The organism is Spirosoma lituiforme (genome assembly GCF_054776635.1).
In genome coordinates this window covers 1701809-1716649 of the sequence record NZ_BAAHBO010000001.1, presented here as the reverse complement: position 1 = coordinate 1716649, position 14841 = coordinate 1701809, and the positions used below count along the sequence as shown (strand labels likewise).

Sequence of the window (14841 nt, the reverse complement as noted above, 5' to 3'; positions counted from 1 at the left end):
CAAGTTACGAAAACCCCACGGATGTCCCAGAATCAACTGTCTATTCTCATTGCCGACGAAATGCACCCGTCGCTTTTTGCCATGCTCGATCAGGCTGGCTTTCGATACGATTACCAGCCCAAAATTACGCGGGCCGGCCTGCTAACCACGCTTGCACCCTACCAAGGGCTTATTATTCGGAGCAAAACCATTATTGACGAAGCCGTACTGGCTCAGGCACCCAGCCTTCAGTTTATCGGACGGGCGGGTGCTGGACTGGATTTAATTGATCTGGCGGCTGTCGAACGCCGGGGTATTCGGGTTTTTCACGCGGGCGAAGGAAACCGCGATGCCGTTGCCGAACATATGGTTGGCATGTTGCTGGGTTTACTGGCCAACATTCTGAAAGCCGACCGGGAGGTACGTCAGGGTATCTGGGATCGGGAAGGGAACCGGGGCTACGAGCTTGGTGGTCTAACCGTAGGTCTTGTTGGGTATGGAAACAATGGCCAGGCCACAGCGCGCCGATTGAGTGGTTTCGGTTGCCGGGTGCTGGCCTACGATAAATACCGGACTGATTATGGCGATGCCTTCGCTCAGGAGTCGACGCTGGCACATTTATGCGCCGAAGCCGATGTACTGAGTCTCCACATTCCGCTCACCGACGAAACCCGGATGCTAATCGACGATTCATTTGTCAAGCAGTTTGGCAGACCCTTCTACCTGGTTAATGTTGCGCGGGGAGAAATTGCGTCCCTCCCGGCGGTGGTACGTGGCCTGGAAAACGGCAAAATTCGGGGGGCCTGCTTAGATGTACTGGAGAACGAAAAACTGGCAAAGCTCACCTCCGAACAGCAACAGGCGTTTGACTACCTGCGTCAGTCAGACCGGGTTGTCCTGACCCCACACATCGCTGGCTGGACGCACGAAAGTTACGTTCGCATCAACGAAGTGCTGGTCAGGCAGATTCAACACATGTAGAGCCGCAACCCTTTGCGGCTCCTGTCCGGATGGTGATAATGCGGCTCCTGTCCGAATGGTGATAATGCGGCTCCTGTCCGGATGGGGATGATTAACATGGTGCGGTGTTAACGTATGATCCATATTTGCCGCTCCATGAATGGCTGACGCGAATTCGTTGCTGACGCGTCTGAGCCGCAAAGGGTTGCGGCTCTACTTTGTTACGGTGAAGCTGGCGCTGGTGCAGGTGGTGCCGGCAGCATTCGTCAGGCAGATTTGGCCTGATGTTGCTCCGGTTGGTACTGTAACCCGAATTGTTGAGCCTTCTACAACAAACTTGGCTGCCGCCGAGGCACTGTTGCTAAACCGAACTTCCTGAACGGTGGTTATATTTTGTCCAGTGAAGATAATTTCGTCGCCAATCTTCCCGGATTTTGGGGTGAAATCGCCGTTCGCAATCAACCGAATTACCGTGAACGCCGGGGTAGTCGTTGTTTCATTGGTGAGGTTGATTACGCGTAAGGGGCCCGTTTGTGCATCGGCAGGAACAAGTACCGAGCGTTCGGAATCTTCATTTTTGCCACCATCTGCCGCAGCTGTGGCCGCACCGGTGAAAAAGATCTGGGCGTCCTTTAAAAAATCACCCCGTAAGACCACGCGCTCACCGGGTATGGCACTAAGCGGGGTAATATCCGAAACAATCGCTTTCTGGATAATGACCAGGGGAGCCGACGCTGTACCTGCGCGGCTGGTCACGGTAACCGGACCACTGACCGCCGTTGTTGGTACGCCAACCAATAGATCGAAGCCTTCGTTTCGGCTGGTTATTGGTACGGAAATACCACTGATACTGACGGCGGTGATGCGATACAGGTTTTTACCCGAAATGGTGAGCGTTTTCCCCCGGAACTGCCGCGCCGGGTTCAGAACGAGGCTAGAGGGAGCCAGGTAAAAAAAGAACGGATCGGTGGCGGTTGTACTTCCACCAATACCACTTGCTGTTACCGCCACCTGGGCCGACGCCGGTAAGGCCGGAACAACGGCCTCGATCTGGACATCGCTGATGATACGAAATGTCGTGGGTACGTTTCCGATTGAGACGGATGTCAGCTGGCTCATGTTACGGCCTTCAATCAGAAGCTTATCGCCCGCAATGCCGTCCTGCGCTACCAAGTGGGTGATGAACGGTGGCTGAAAAATCTTCACCGTATCGGTACTGGTGGCCATCAGCGTTTCAAAAACCTGCACCGTTACCCGCCCCGATGTTGCCGTTGCCGGAATGATGGTGCGAATTTCGGTATCCTTGACCGTTGTCAGGGTTTTGTCGGTCGTCAGGCCATTGATGCTCACAATGCCATCGGTAAAGTTTTTTCCCAGAATGATCAGTTCAGCACCGGGTTTCGTGTTCAAAGGACTTACGCTGGTAATCTGAGGTGTTCCAGCCACAATAAAGCGATTCACAACTTCGCCCCCAACGGTCTGGATAGCCAGCGGCTGAGGACCGCGCGGCACGGTAGCGGGTACCAGAAAGGTGATTTTTTGGGAGGAACTGTCCTGCACCACGGCGTCAATGTCGTTGAACCGGACCCGCCTGAGCTGATTAAGGTAGTCGCCGGTTACGGTAACAAGCTGGCCCTGCAGCCCGTTGGCTGGCGTAATCGCGGTTACAATGGGGGCTGGTTGCAGTACGGAAAAGGGCAATGGATCGGACGTACCTTCCTGCGTTTGCACCCGAACCTGCGTTTTTCCGGGTGCAACACGAGGTACTGTTACCTGAATGGATGTTTCGTCGCTGCTCTTGATGGGAGCCGGCAGGGCACCCCCTCCCGTACCGAATATAACCGTTGGTTCACTACCAAATTGGTAGCCCGTCAGAATAAGATTTTGGTCTACGTAAGCTTGTGTGGCCGACAACTTAATTAGCTCTGGCGGACTGCGCTGGACTCGACAACTGGTTACGCCAAGAAGCGTGTTGAGTAGAAAAAAAAGTATGACAGTTGATTTCATAAACGGCAAGGGAGGGTAAACTCCTGAGCATAAATAGTAAAATTAGTCAATTTGGCTGTCCAAAAACCATTTCCTTTGAAAGCCTGTTAGAATAGTGTACGATGAATAGCGTCAGATTAAGAACAACTCGTTATTTATCAATATCATTCTTTAGTAAACAAATGAGCTACCGCAGCCTAAAAGCATCAAAAGTACTGGCAATCTCTACGCTTGGCGAACTTAAAGCCGCTGGGTACGAAACCCGCTCAATCAAACAGGAACTGCGGGATAACTTAATCGACCGAATCAAAGCGAAGGAAGTGGTCTTTCCGGGTATATGGGGGTATGAAGATACGGTTATTCCGGACGTGGAACGAGCCATTCTCTCCATGCACCACATCAACTTACTGGGATTACGTGGTCAGGCCAAGACCCGTATTGCCCGTTTGATGGTTAATTTACTGGACGAGTACATCCCGGTAGTGGCCGGATCGGAGCTGAACGATGATCCGCTTATGCCCCTTTCTCGTTTCGCGGTCGATCTGATTGCTGAGAAAGGTGATCAGACGCCCATCACATGGTTGCATCGCAATGATCGGTATACCGAAAAACTTGCCACGCCCGATGTGTCGGTAGCCGATTTGATCGGGGATGTCGATCCGATCAAGGCCGCCACGCTCAAACTGCCTTATTCCGACGAACGGACTATTCACTACGGTCTGATTCCGCGGTCGCACCGGTGTATCTTTGTAATCAATGAGTTACCCGATTTGCAGGCCCGCATTCAGGTATCGTTGTTTAACATTTTGCAGGAAGGCGACATTCAGATTCGTGGATTCAAGCTTCGGTTGCCGCTCGATATTCAGTTCGTTTTTACGGCCAATCCGGAAGATTACACCAACCGTGGCAGCATCGTAACGCCCCTCAAAGACCGTATCGATTCCCAGATCGTAACTCACTATCCGAAATCAATCGAGATCGGGAAGAAGATTACTATGCAGGAAGCTGTCGTGAAAGATGAGCAGAAGAGCATGGTGAAAACCAACGAACTGACGGCTGATTTAATCGAGCAGGTCGCTCTGGAAGCCCGCGAAAGCGAATACGTCGATTCGAAAAGTGGCGTATCGGCCCGGATGACTATTTCGGCTTACGAGAATCTGCTTTCCTCCGCCGAACGGCGGGCGCTGATCAATAGCGAGAAAGAAACGTACGTTCGCATTGCTGATCTGTACGGCGTTGTTCCCGCCATTTGCGGCAAGGTCGAATTGGTTTATGAAGGGGAGGTAGAAGGACCCGTCATTGTGGCGCAGAATCTGATCGGCAAAGCCATCCGGAACCAGTTTCTGGGTTATTTCCCGAATCCCGAAAAAGCGAAGAAAGACAAGCGCGGTAACCCGTACAAGAAAATTACGGATTGGTTTGGTGATGGCAATGTCATGGAGTTTCTCAACGAGATGACCAACCGCGATTATGAAGCCCGGCTCCGTACGATTGATGGTCTCGATGATTTGGTTGACCAGTTCCATCCACGCCTGAGCAAATCAGAAAAGCTCTTCATGATGGAGTTTGCGTTGCACGGACTAGCCGAACATTCCTTGGTGGGTAAAAAAGCGCTGGATACCGGTCTGTCGTTCAAGGATCTACTTGGGTCAATGTTTAACCCCGGCACCAGCTTTGGTGAAGAGGAAGAAGAGGACGACGATGACAACGACCGGTTCTAGGTCTGAGACAATAATAGAGAGGGTAAAAAAGGTGTTCAGGGAACACCTTTTTTTATGCCCGTTCGGACCGCCAAGAAAAGTTTAACAAGGCGTTAATGTCATTTGGGAGCGAAAGAGCGTCCTTTGATCGGACTTAATGAACGGGTCTGTACAGACTCATTTACGACAATGAGTGCTCTTAATCGGCGGTTATTTTTACAGGCTACCCTCGGTAGTGTTTCGTTGGCGCTGCTGACCTCGTGCAGCGAATCTACTCCTGCGGTAGCGCCAACGCCGTTGCCCCTGCGGTTTGCTGTGGCGTCTGACGGGCACCTGGGTGAGCCTTCCACTGATTCGGATCAGTTTTATGCCGACCTGCTGGCGGCCCTCACCCGTGCGCATAAACAAAATACGTTACAGTTCGTCGTGATCAACGGCGACCTGATTCATCAGGGAAACGACGGATTACTACCCAAGGCCAAAGCGTATCTCGATACATTACCGGTTCCCTACTATGTAACGCGGGGTAACCACGACCGGGTAAGCGTTGCCGTCTGGCAGCAACTGTGGGGCTACGGAACCAACCACGTTGTGGAGCGCGACAATGCAACCCTTGTGTTGCTCGATACATCCAACGAAGCGGGCGACACGTTATGCGGAGACGATATATGGCTTCGGCAAGCGTTAAAAACGGCCCGTACCGATGTGCCTGTCTTTCTGTTCATGCACATTCCCTTCATTCACAACCTGGCAGGAACGGATGTATGCAATGCCCTTGTTGCTGTTTTAGCTGACTTCCCGTCCGTCCGGGCGGTGTTTCATGGACACGATCATACGAAAGATCAGAGTATTGTCTATCAGGGGGCTGCATTGCTGTTCGATGCTCATTTTGGCAGTAGCTGGGGCACGCCCTATCGGGGTTATCGAATCGTTGAATCGGCTGGGAAACAATTAAGTACCTACCAGTATGACTTTGTCAATCAGAAGCAGATAAACAGTCTGGTATTCTGAACGGTTGCGGCCTCGCTGTACGAGTGAATAACGTCTCTCGTTGCCCCGGAAAGAGGCTCCGTAATTTATTCGAAAATGACCGCCGTGCCGTTGGCGCTAACCATCAGCATAGCACCGTTACCGCCAATGGTCTGGTAGTCCAGATCGACACCGATAATGGCCGTAGCGCCCAGGCGTGTGGCCTGTTCGATCATTTCTTTCAAAGCTATACTTTTTGCTTCGCGCAGGGCCTGGACATACGCCCCCGAGTGACCACCGACTACATCCTTGATCGTGGTGAAGAAATCTTTAACGAGATTGGCCCCAATAATGGCCTCGCCGTTTACCAGACCCACGTATTTAGTGATTCGTTTGCCTTCAATGGTAGAGGTAGTCGTTATAAGCATAAAAAGAAGCTAGAAAGGAACAGGCTGTTGTGTGTTAGCGACGTAAAGTTAGGCACTTGTTCGTTTTAACATACACCGAGCACCGGTTTCGCATCGAGACTTATTTTTTAGCGCCTGGCTTGAGCCGTTAACTGGTTTAGTGAGTACCCTCGACCACCGCTGAATAGATTGCGTACCATTGTATCGAAGAACTATCTTTATTTGTAAGCTAATAGGTGGCACAACCCATTAATTAATGTTTACAGCCAGAACCAATGAAACATCTTCATTCATCCCGCTTAATCGCCTGGACATTATTACTCGCCCTTCCACTCTGGTTCGGCAGTTGTAAAAAAGATGATAACCCGACTGTTGTTGATACCCCAACGGTAGAGGGAAGTTATAAAATCAGTGCGTTAACGATTAGTCCTGCCGTACTGAACATTACTGACTTGTTGGCGGGTTCTAAATTGTTCTTCAGCAATACGACCTGTTTGAATGATCTTACAATAACCTTTAAAACGGGTGGTGATGCGACTACAGATAATCCTTCTTCTTGCAGCAGCATTCCCGTTCCTGTGAGCACTTTTACCGGTATTGACGCCAGCAGTAAATGGATTCTTAATGGCAATCAGTTGACGGTGACAAAAGGGGATGGCACTAAAACAGTTTACACTGTTTTGGGTACAGGCTCTACACTGAAGTTGCAGTGGCAGGGTAGCTTGAACTATCCAGTGCCCAGTTCAACGGTTTATACGTACACCATGGACTTGAAAAAACAATAGCCGCTTACCTGGATGCTTTTGGAAAACCGCTCTTAACAGGGGCGGTTTTTTTGTGGGCTGACTATACCCCGCTGAGCATCCGTTCATCGGAATCGATACAGTTCAATAACTAGTACGACCGTTCGCACAGTATCTTACTGAACCAGCTTAACGATGCCAATAGATTTGTCTCAACGTAAAAAAACCAATTTGACAGATTTATGAAAACGATGAACATCGCCCGGATTATGGCCTGGGCACTGGTAGTAGCCATGCCCCTGTGGTTTGGGAGTTGTAAAAAAGGTAGTGACGATGCTGTAACCCCAACAACTGCATCAGTACAGGGGAGTTGGAAAATATCAGGTTACACCATTAATCCGGGTGTTGACTTTCTGGGGTCTGGCCAGAAAAGTACTGATTTACTAGCTGCTTTACGGTCATTACCTAACGGGCTGGGCAATGACGCCGTAGAATGTCTGACCACATCAACCATCACCTTTAATGCCAACGGTAAAGTTACCGGAACGAATGGCTCCAAATGTGCGTCCTCAGCAGAGTATAATCCAATTGAAGATAATGCAAGCTGGAAACTGGACGGTAACAAACTGACAATCACCAGCGGGAGTGATGTGACCGTTTATGACGCAACCATCAGTGGTAATACCTTGAAACTGTCCGGACAGGAAATGGAGGACTTCGATGGCGATGGTAAAGACGAAGCCTATACCGCTACCCTGGAAATGACGAAGGTTTAACAAAACAAGTGAGAGGGCGCGTAGGCAAGTCCGACAAATAGTTGGTCATTGCTTACGCACCCTCTACGCACTCGTGCAGAGCCGTAATGTAGCGATCAAGATACAGGGGCATGTCCTTCGACCTGTATTGCAGGATGTACCGTGGGTGATCGAGTGTGAGAATGCGGTCGAAGAAACCCTGCTGGTCGTTGAGTCGACGCAGGTACGTTTCGTTTTTGCGGCCCAGGCATACGGCTACGGTTCTGTTACAGCCAAAACTAGTCTGTTTGCGAACGGTTTCGGTGATGGCGGGCCACAGGACTTCGGTGGTTACGCGGTCGTCGTAGAAGTTGTAGTTTTTGGGGCCACCTGGTTTACCGTTATGAGCAGGACCATGTTTAGTCAGGGCCAGTGGAAACAGTGAGGTTAGAAAAAACTGGCTGTAGAACGCCTTTGCCCCACCAAATGCTTCGACAACCTGGTAAATAAATCGGCTCGACAATTCCGGCGTATCGCGCAGATCGTTAGCAATGCCGCAATACCGGCGCAGGTTCTGGGGCGTCGTGAACGATATTCCCGTCACGCCCGCCCCGAACCGGCCTGGATTTATACCCAACACAAAAACCCGTGGGGCAGTGTCGTTATAGAATTTGGTGTAAAACTCGCTGACAATAGCCCGGACTTCCGGCTGGGGGTGCGGATTCAGCACGCCAATGTCTGGCGGTAGATTATTAGGTTCGGTCAGGGCATTATAATAAGCAATAGCTTTGCTGGCGAAGGTGGTCATGTTTTTTTTCGCTGGCGAAGCTACTTGATATTCTTACGGCGGTTCCGCTGAAAATCTTCGAACATCATATTGCCCAGGCCCTGTAAACCACTGTAATAGGCCCTTCCGTTGTTCACCTTTGTGAACTCCTGCACAAACTGTTTCAGGTAAGGGTCCGAGGCAATCATGAACGTCGTGATTGGAATCTCCAGCCGACGGGCCTGTGCCGCCAGGGTCAACGTTTTACTGACAACCTTCCGATCCAGCCCAAATGAGTTCTTGTAGTATTTGATGCCTTCTTTCAGGCAGGTTGGTTTCCCGTCGGTGATCATGAAGATCTGCTTATTCTTGTTCTTGCGCCGACGCAGCAAATCCATCGCCAGTTCCAGACCCGCCACCGTGTTTGTGTGGTAGGGGCCAACTTCGAGATAAGGCAGGTCTTTCGCCTGAATCTGCCAGGCATCGTTGCCAAAGACCACAATATCGAGCGTGTCTTTCGGGTATTTGATTTTGATCAGCTCAACCAGGGCGAGCGCTACTTTTTTGGCGGGTGTAATGCGGTCTTCACCGTACAGAATCATGGAGTGGCTGATGTCGATCATGAGCACCGTAGACGTCTGTGTTTTCTGCTCTTTCTGGGTTACTTCCAGGTCGCGTTCCATCAGCGTAAAATCCTCCACACCGCTGTTGATCTGCGCGTTGCGAATGGATTCGGTCATGGAAATCTGTTCCAGTGAGTCGCCGAACTGGTACGTCCGCACGTCGCTGCTCAATTCATCACCGGTACCGGTATAAGGCGTCTGGTGATTGCCCCCTGACTTGGACCGCTCCAGTTTGCCGAAAATTTCTTCGAGCGCACTCCGGCGAATCGTCTGTTCGCTTTTCGGCGTCATCACGATCTTGCCTTCCTGATTATCTTCGGTCAGGTATCCTTTTTCCTTCAGATCATCGAAGAAATTGCCAATTCCATATTTATCATCGGTGAGGCCATACTGCCGGTCGAGCTGGCTCATCCAAGACATGGCCTGCTCCACATCGCCGGAAGTCAGGAGCAACAATTGCTGGAAAATATTCAGCAACTGGTCAAACTTGCTCCCTTCTTTTTGTTCGGGTGGTACGTAATCGGAGAATTGAAAGCCTTTCATAAGTAAAGTTGTTTGCCTGGGTCACCAGCGTACCATCAGAACAGTGTGTTTCGCGGATTTGTTCGGTCTGCTCAGGCTCGCTTACCATGCAAGCTGAATGCTCAGTTCCGGCAACGTTTCTTCGCCGGATAAATAAACGCCTGTCTCTTTTTTTAGGTCGATCGAGCCGTTTTCCCGATAGATGAAAACCTGCTTGCCAGCCCGGTCAATGAGCCAGCCGAGTCGACATCCATTGTCCCTGTATTCTTCCATCTTCTCTTTCATTTCTTTCAAATCATCACTATCCGAGCGAATCTCAATGACAAAATCCGGGCAAAGGGGAGCAAAGCCCTGGCGGTCTGTTTCCGGGATGGTATCCCATCGCTCGCGGCTAATCCAGGCGACATCGGTTGAGCGAACGGCTGAGTTGGGTAGCTTAAATCCAGTAGATGAGTCGAATACGTAACCGAGTTTCGTTCGACGGTTCCAACTCCAGATTTCGCCAGAAATGTCGGCATTGTAACGTCCTGTTTCTGATCCGGTGGGTGGTATAAGAATAATATTTCCATTGGCATCGCGCTCCAGTGTCATGGTTTCGTTGGCCTGACAAAGAGCGAAGAAAAAATCGTCGTCGAATTCCCGGTAGCGGGGTGGGTGTATCGTGCGAAGTACCTGTTCCATCAGCGGCAAATCTGGTTTATCAAATATAACGAAAATAGGTACTGGCGCGGCCAACTGATTCCGGAAATGATACCTGAACGCTCCGGTTGATCATCTCAAAACGTTCCACTGGCCCCACCATTCGTCCCAACGTTACCACTTGCCCCAGAACAAGGCGGTCCGTCCCTTCGAATTGCAAAGGCTGCTGGCGAGCGTGTAGGTTTGCCCCGTCGGACAACAAAGACCGGCTTCACAAACCAAAGACAGAAACACCATGAAAACGCTACTGCTTTCGCTCGCCCTGCTTACTGGTTCATTCATCCATGCAATTGCTTCGTCGCGGCTTGCCGCGCCCGGCGATTCGGCGACGCACAAACTGACTATCGACTTTACGAACGTCATCAATCGTACCGGTACGCTCTACGTTGGCCTGGTCAATAATGCCGCTAGTTTTGATGGAGACTCATACCGCAAGACCCAGGTAGAGGTCCCCGCTACGGGTACTTTTCAGGTCACGTTTGATCAGTTACCCGCCGGGCAATACGCGGTTAAAGTATTTCAGGATTTGAACGGAAATCAGAAAATGGACAGGTCGGGACAGATGCCAACGGAGCCTTTCGGTTTCTCAAACGTAACTATGCTGATGGGTCCTCCCTCGTTCGAGGAGACAGCCTTCGATCTTAATGGCCCAAAGACCATTGTTATTCGCTTACTGGGGCAATGATCAATGAGAAATGCAGTATAAATAGTGAGTAACGGACAATGCTCAGTATGCTTTATTGATACCGCGCTTTTCATTATTCGTTACTCATCGTTCATTCTGTAGTATTCATTACAAAATCTACTATTCATCCAATGAACCGACTCACTTTCCTTAGAAAACTGCTTGGTACCAGTCTGTTGCCAGAGGCATCCTTCGCCGGATCCATTGACCTCGCAACAGAAGCTCAGCGTGTGCGTCGGGAGTTGCTTGAGGCATGGGCTGTGTCGGAGAAGATGACCCTCATCACCGCTAGCCAGATGCCCGCCGACGGGTTCGAATTCAAATACACACCCGAAGCCATGAACTTCGCCGAACAGTGGCGGCATTGCTGTGAGTTTACAACAACACTCTTATCAGACCGGTTGAAGATAGCCAATCCCTACAAAACAGGCCGTGACCTGTCGAAGGCGGTGACCAAACAGCAGGTGCTGGACGAAGTAAAAGCATTGTACGCCTTCATGCGGCAAACCATAACAACGATACCAGACGCGAAGCTTTTTGAGCAGGAGGATTTTATCGGTGGAAAAATCCCGAACTGGCGGTATCTCTACGCGATGGAAAATCATATTATTCACCACCGCGGGCAGTGCATGGTCTACCTGCGAATGAAAGGCGTTACACCCGAAGGGTACCTGGGCTGGTAGTGCTACTGCTGCGCCAGTAGATACAACACCGCCATGCGTACGGCTACGCCGTTCTCGACCTGATCGAGAATGATGGAATGGGATGAATCAGCGGCATCCGACGTTAATTCAACGCCCCGATTGATCGGGCCGGGGTGCATCAGAACGATCGGGCGATCGAGATCGTCGAGCATCTGCTTGGAGATGCCAAAGTAAAGCGAGTATTCGCGCAGCGACGGAAAATATTTGATCTGCTGTCGCTCCAGCTGAATCCGCAAAACGTTGGCCACGTCGCACCAGGCCAGTGCCTGACGCACGTCGTGTCCTACTTTGACACCTAGGGCTTCGATGTATTTAGGAATCAGCGTTTTGGGGCCGCACACCATTACCTCCGCTCCCTGCTTTTGCAGGCAGAAAATGTTCGATAGCGCTACGCGGGAGTGGGTAATATCGCCGATGATGGCTACCCGCTTGCCGGCCACATCACCCAGTTTTTCGCGAATGGAAAACGAGTCCAGCAGCGCCTGGGTGGGGTGCTCATGCGTGCCGTCGCCCGCATTGACGACATTAGCCTTGATGTGTTTGGTGAGGTAGTGAGGAGCGCCAGGGCTGCTGTGGCGCATTACTACCATATCGACCTTCATGGCCAGAATATTATTGACCGTATCCAGCAGCGTTTCGCCTTTTTTGACGGAACTGCCCGACGCCGAAAAATTGACAACATCGGCCGACAGGCGCTTTTCCGCCAGCTCGAATGAAAGCCGGGTGCGGGTCGAGTTCTCAAAAAAAACGTTGGCAATGGTCACATCGCGCAGCGACGGAACCTTCTTGATGGGGCGGTTGATAACTTCTTTGAATTGCGCGGCTGTGTCCAGAATTAATTGAATGTCAGACTCGGTCAGGTCTTTGATACCCACCAAATGGCGGACACTGAGGGCAGTTCGATGGGTCGATTGGGCCATGAGAGCAGTATAACTATAAATTGGGCAAAGATAGGAAGATAGGCACTAGTCAGTTGCCGATACCGTTAGATTTTATAGTCTTTCTTGAATGGCTCGCTGGGTAAAAGAAGCCTAGTTATCCACTAACCACCTGGTAATTAGTGGATAACTAGCTCTGCTGATCGGCAAGGCGCCGGACTACCGCTTGGCAAAGGGAAAAAGGGACGACTCTGTGTGCGATTGCGCCATAAGTTTGCTCAGGTACCTTACCTTGTCGGGGTATTTGCCCGCAATGTCGTGTGTTTCGGCGGGGTCTTTCGAGAGATCGTACAGTTCAATGGGGCCGTTGGGATCGCTGAATGCATGTAGCCGAACGGCTTTCCAGTTGCCCTGCCGGACAGCCTGTTTACCGCCTTCCTCGTGGAATTCCCAGTAGAGATAATCGTGCTTTTTCTGCTGGCCTTTACCTGTCAGAGCAGGCACAAGCGAGACACCGTCAATGCGGGCGGGTGTTCTGGCACCGGCTAACTCGGTAAATGTGGGCAGCAAATCCCAGAAAGCACCGACAAAATCGCTTTGCGCAGCGGGCTTGATAACGCCAGGCCAGCGGGCAATAAAAGGCTCCCGGATGCCTCCCTCGTACAGATCGCGCTTGACTCCACGAAAGCCCCCACTGCTGTTGAAAAAGGCAGGATCACCACCCCCTTCTCTGTGCGGGCCGTTATCGCTTGTAAAGATAACGAGCGTATTCTTGTCGAGTCCTTTCGCTTTTAGTTTGGCCAGAATCTGTCCTACGTATCTATCCAGCCGGGTAACCAGAGCCGCATAAGCCGCGTGCGGATGGGCCTGCGAAGCATAGCCTCCCGATTTTGCGTTCGGGCCGTAATTGGCACCCGTGTAGGGTGTTTCGGCAAATTTTCCTTTGTAATAGGCAAACAGGCTATCGGTGGGCGGAACCAGCTCCGCATGGGGCAATACGTACGGCAAAAACAGAAAGAACGGTTGCTGGCTTTTTCGACTATCCAGATATTGCAGGGCTTTTTTCTGGATAATATCAGGCGCAAACTCAGTGGTTTGCGTCAGGTTTTTGTTGGCAGCCAGCACGACTTTTTTGTCATTATCCCACAGGTGATCAGGGTAGTAGCGGTGTGCCAGAGACTGGCAGTTGTAGCCATAAAACCGGTCGAAACCCTGTTTCGTTGGATCACCTTCCGAAGAGACAGGGCCCAACCCCCATTTGCCAAATGCAGCTGTTGCGTAGCCGGCCTTTTTCAGCAGCTCCGCCAACGTCACCACCGAGTCGGCTATAGGTTGCTGGCCTTCGGGGAGCACGCTTTTGTTGCCTCGAATATAGGTGTGGCCTGTGTGCTGACCAGTCATGAGCGATGATCGGGAGGGCGCGCAAACCGACGTACCCGCGTAGAACTGCCTGAACTGCATGCCTTCGGCCGCCATTCGGTCCAGGGTGGGCGTTTTGATCAGATTCTGCCCATTGATACCCACATCGCCAAAACCCAGATCATCGGCCAGGATAAAGACGATGTTGGGACGGGTAGCTTTGGGAGACTGCGCCCGTAACGGATAAGAAGTGATTAAAAGCAAGCATACAATAAGTCTAGTCATATTGATGAGGAAGCATCGGAAACGCAATGCGCCATTTCCTGAACACTAAAGTTCATAAAGGAGAAGTTATACGGTCTGTAATATCCCTTTTTATGAATTAATACATGTTTGAAAGCCAACACATCTGATCCATAGGGCCAAATCTGAAAAATCAGACGTGCTGATCGGTATGAATACTTAACGTGGCCCGCGTCCTTCCGGCTGCCGGGCACGATCCCGGTCGTTACCGCGCGGGTTCGGTTGCGGCTGACCCTGACGCCCACCGTTTCGACCCACCTGAGCGCCATTCATGCCATTGGGTTTTGCATTCTGACGGTTATTGCCACCCTGGTTAGCTACCTGATTGTGCATCGGGTGGTTGTTAATCACGTAATACCGGGTATCCCGGCTGTCGCGGATGGGTTGCTGGTCGTGCCGGCCCCTGAACGATGCGTACTGCTTTTTGTAAACCGCATTGCGCAAATACGGCTGGTTATCGTTTATGACGACTTTGTGCAGGCTATACAAGTCGTACCTGTTATACCGGGCGGGCAGTACCGTCGTCGTAATCCAGCGACCACCGTCGAAGTAAATCCACTGCTGTTGAGGTACATTATAATAAATGTCCAGATCGGGCAGGTAATAATAATTCACATAGTCGTAACCGGTTGGCCCCCAGATGGGTTGGCTGCCGATGTTGATATTGACGCTGACCTGGGCATACCCCATTCGGTACAGCCCCGAACCCGCCAGTAACCCGAGAATGATCAGTGAGTTTTTCAGGGCGTTGCTTAGTCTTGTCCGTTTCATATTCCTGTTTTTTTACGCTGAATTGATCGATTGTACTGTGCTTACGCTTCCGG

The 14841-nt window shown here is 51.1% G+C and carries 15 protein-coding genes; 7 read left to right on the top strand and 8 right to left on the bottom strand.

Annotated features, from left to right (window positions below):
- Window positions 1-21: 21 nt before the first annotated feature.
- Window positions 22-960: a 2-hydroxyacid dehydrogenase gene (locus ACYU87_RS07320; protein ID WP_461133370.1), complete on the top strand. Its 939-nt coding sequence runs from the start codon at window positions 22-24 to the stop codon at window positions 958-960.
- A gap of 192 nt (window positions 961-1152) precedes the next feature.
- Here the strand turns inward: ACYU87_RS07320 and ACYU87_RS07315 are convergent, their stop codons facing one another.
- Window positions 1153-2946: an IPT/TIG domain-containing protein gene (locus ACYU87_RS07315; RefSeq protein WP_461133369.1), complete on the bottom strand. Its 1794-nt coding sequence runs from the start codon at window positions 2944-2946 to the stop codon at window positions 1153-1155.
- A 161-nt stretch (window positions 2947-3107) separates the two neighbouring features.
- Between ACYU87_RS07315 and ACYU87_RS07310 the strand changes: the two genes are divergently transcribed.
- Both ACYU87_RS07310 and ACYU87_RS07305 read left to right on the top strand, forming a co-directional pair.
- The gene (locus ACYU87_RS07310) at window positions 3108-4646 is read left to right on the top strand and encodes a P-loop NTPase family protein (protein WP_461133368.1); all 1539 of its coding nucleotides are present in this window, start codon (window positions 3108-3110) and stop codon (window positions 4644-4646) included.
- A 168-nt stretch (window positions 4647-4814) separates the two neighbouring features.
- Window positions 4815-5636, top strand: coding sequence for a metallophosphoesterase family protein (locus ACYU87_RS07305; protein WP_461133367.1), 822 nt, complete (start codon window positions 4815-4817; stop codon window positions 5634-5636).
- Between the two features lie 65 nt (window positions 5637-5701).
- Here ACYU87_RS07305 and ACYU87_RS07300 read toward each other — a convergent pair whose 3' ends face one another.
- Window positions 5702-6022 carry a heavy metal-binding domain-containing protein gene (locus ACYU87_RS07300; protein WP_461133366.1) on the bottom strand — a complete coding sequence of 107 codons (321 nt, stop codon included), beginning with the start codon at window positions 6020-6022 and terminating at the stop codon, window positions 5702-5704.
- A gap of 254 nt (window positions 6023-6276) precedes the next feature.
- Here ACYU87_RS07300 and ACYU87_RS07295 point away from each other — a divergent pair, with 254 nt between their 5' ends.
- Window positions 6277-6786 carry a lipocalin family protein gene (locus tag ACYU87_RS07295; protein WP_461133365.1) on the top strand — a complete coding sequence of 170 codons (510 nt, stop codon included), beginning with the start codon at window positions 6277-6279 and terminating at the stop codon, window positions 6784-6786.
- 200 nt (window positions 6787-6986) lie between these two features.
- The gene (locus tag ACYU87_RS07290) at window positions 6987-7520 is read left to right on the top strand and encodes a lipocalin-like domain-containing protein (RefSeq protein ID WP_461133364.1); all 534 of its coding nucleotides are present in this window, start codon (window positions 6987-6989) and stop codon (window positions 7518-7520) included.
- Window positions 7521-7572: 52 nt separating this feature from the next.
- Here the strand turns inward: ACYU87_RS07290 and ACYU87_RS07285 are convergent, their stop codons facing one another.
- The 3 genes from ACYU87_RS07285 to ACYU87_RS07275 all read right to left on the bottom strand — a co-directional run bounded on the left by ACYU87_RS07285 (window position 7573) and on the right by ACYU87_RS07275 (window position 10070).
- Window positions 7573-8286, bottom strand: a complete 714-nt coding sequence (locus ACYU87_RS07285) for a uracil-DNA glycosylase family protein (protein ID WP_461133363.1) — start codon at window positions 8284-8286, stop codon at window positions 7573-7575.
- Between the two features lie 20 nt (window positions 8287-8306).
- Window positions 8307-9410, bottom strand: coding sequence for a vWA domain-containing protein (locus tag ACYU87_RS07280; RefSeq protein WP_461133362.1), 1104 nt, complete (start codon window positions 9408-9410; stop codon window positions 8307-8309).
- An 81-nt stretch (window positions 9411-9491) separates the two neighbouring features.
- A complete protein-coding gene (locus tag ACYU87_RS07275) occupies window positions 9492-10070 on the bottom strand; it encodes a Uma2 family endonuclease (RefSeq protein ID WP_461133361.1) in 579 nt (192 codons plus the stop codon).
- A gap of 253 nt (window positions 10071-10323) precedes the next feature.
- On the opposite strand from ACYU87_RS07275, the gene ACYU87_RS07270 reads away from it, so the two are divergent.
- Window positions 10324-10773 carry a DUF2141 domain-containing protein gene (locus tag ACYU87_RS07270; protein WP_461133360.1) on the top strand — a complete coding sequence of 150 codons (450 nt, stop codon included), beginning with the start codon at window positions 10324-10326 and terminating at the stop codon, window positions 10771-10773.
- Window positions 10774-10904: 131 nt separating this feature from the next.
- On the top strand, window positions 10905-11456 hold the full coding sequence (locus ACYU87_RS07265) for a DinB family protein (protein ID WP_461133359.1): 552 nt from the start codon (window positions 10905-10907) through the stop codon (window positions 11454-11456).
- 2 nt (window positions 11457-11458) lie between these two features.
- On the opposite strand, the gene ACYU87_RS07260 is transcribed toward ACYU87_RS07265, so the two are convergent.
- The 3 genes from ACYU87_RS07260 to ACYU87_RS07250 all read right to left on the bottom strand — a co-directional run bounded on the left by ACYU87_RS07260 (window position 11459) and on the right by ACYU87_RS07250 (window position 14788).
- The gene (locus ACYU87_RS07260) at window positions 11459-12397 is read right to left on the bottom strand and encodes an aspartate carbamoyltransferase catalytic subunit (protein ID WP_461133358.1); all 939 of its coding nucleotides are present in this window, start codon (window positions 12395-12397) and stop codon (window positions 11459-11461) included.
- Window positions 12398-12574: 177 nt separating this feature from the next.
- Window positions 12575-13999 carry an arylsulfatase gene (locus ACYU87_RS07255; protein ID WP_461133357.1) on the bottom strand — a complete coding sequence of 475 codons (1425 nt, stop codon included), beginning with the start codon at window positions 13997-13999 and terminating at the stop codon, window positions 12575-12577.
- 177 nt (window positions 14000-14176) lie between these two features.
- Entirely contained in the window at window positions 14177-14788 is a 612-nt protein-coding gene (locus tag ACYU87_RS07250) for a hypothetical protein (RefSeq protein WP_461133356.1), read from the bottom strand.
- Window positions 14789-14841: the final 53 nt, after the last annotated feature.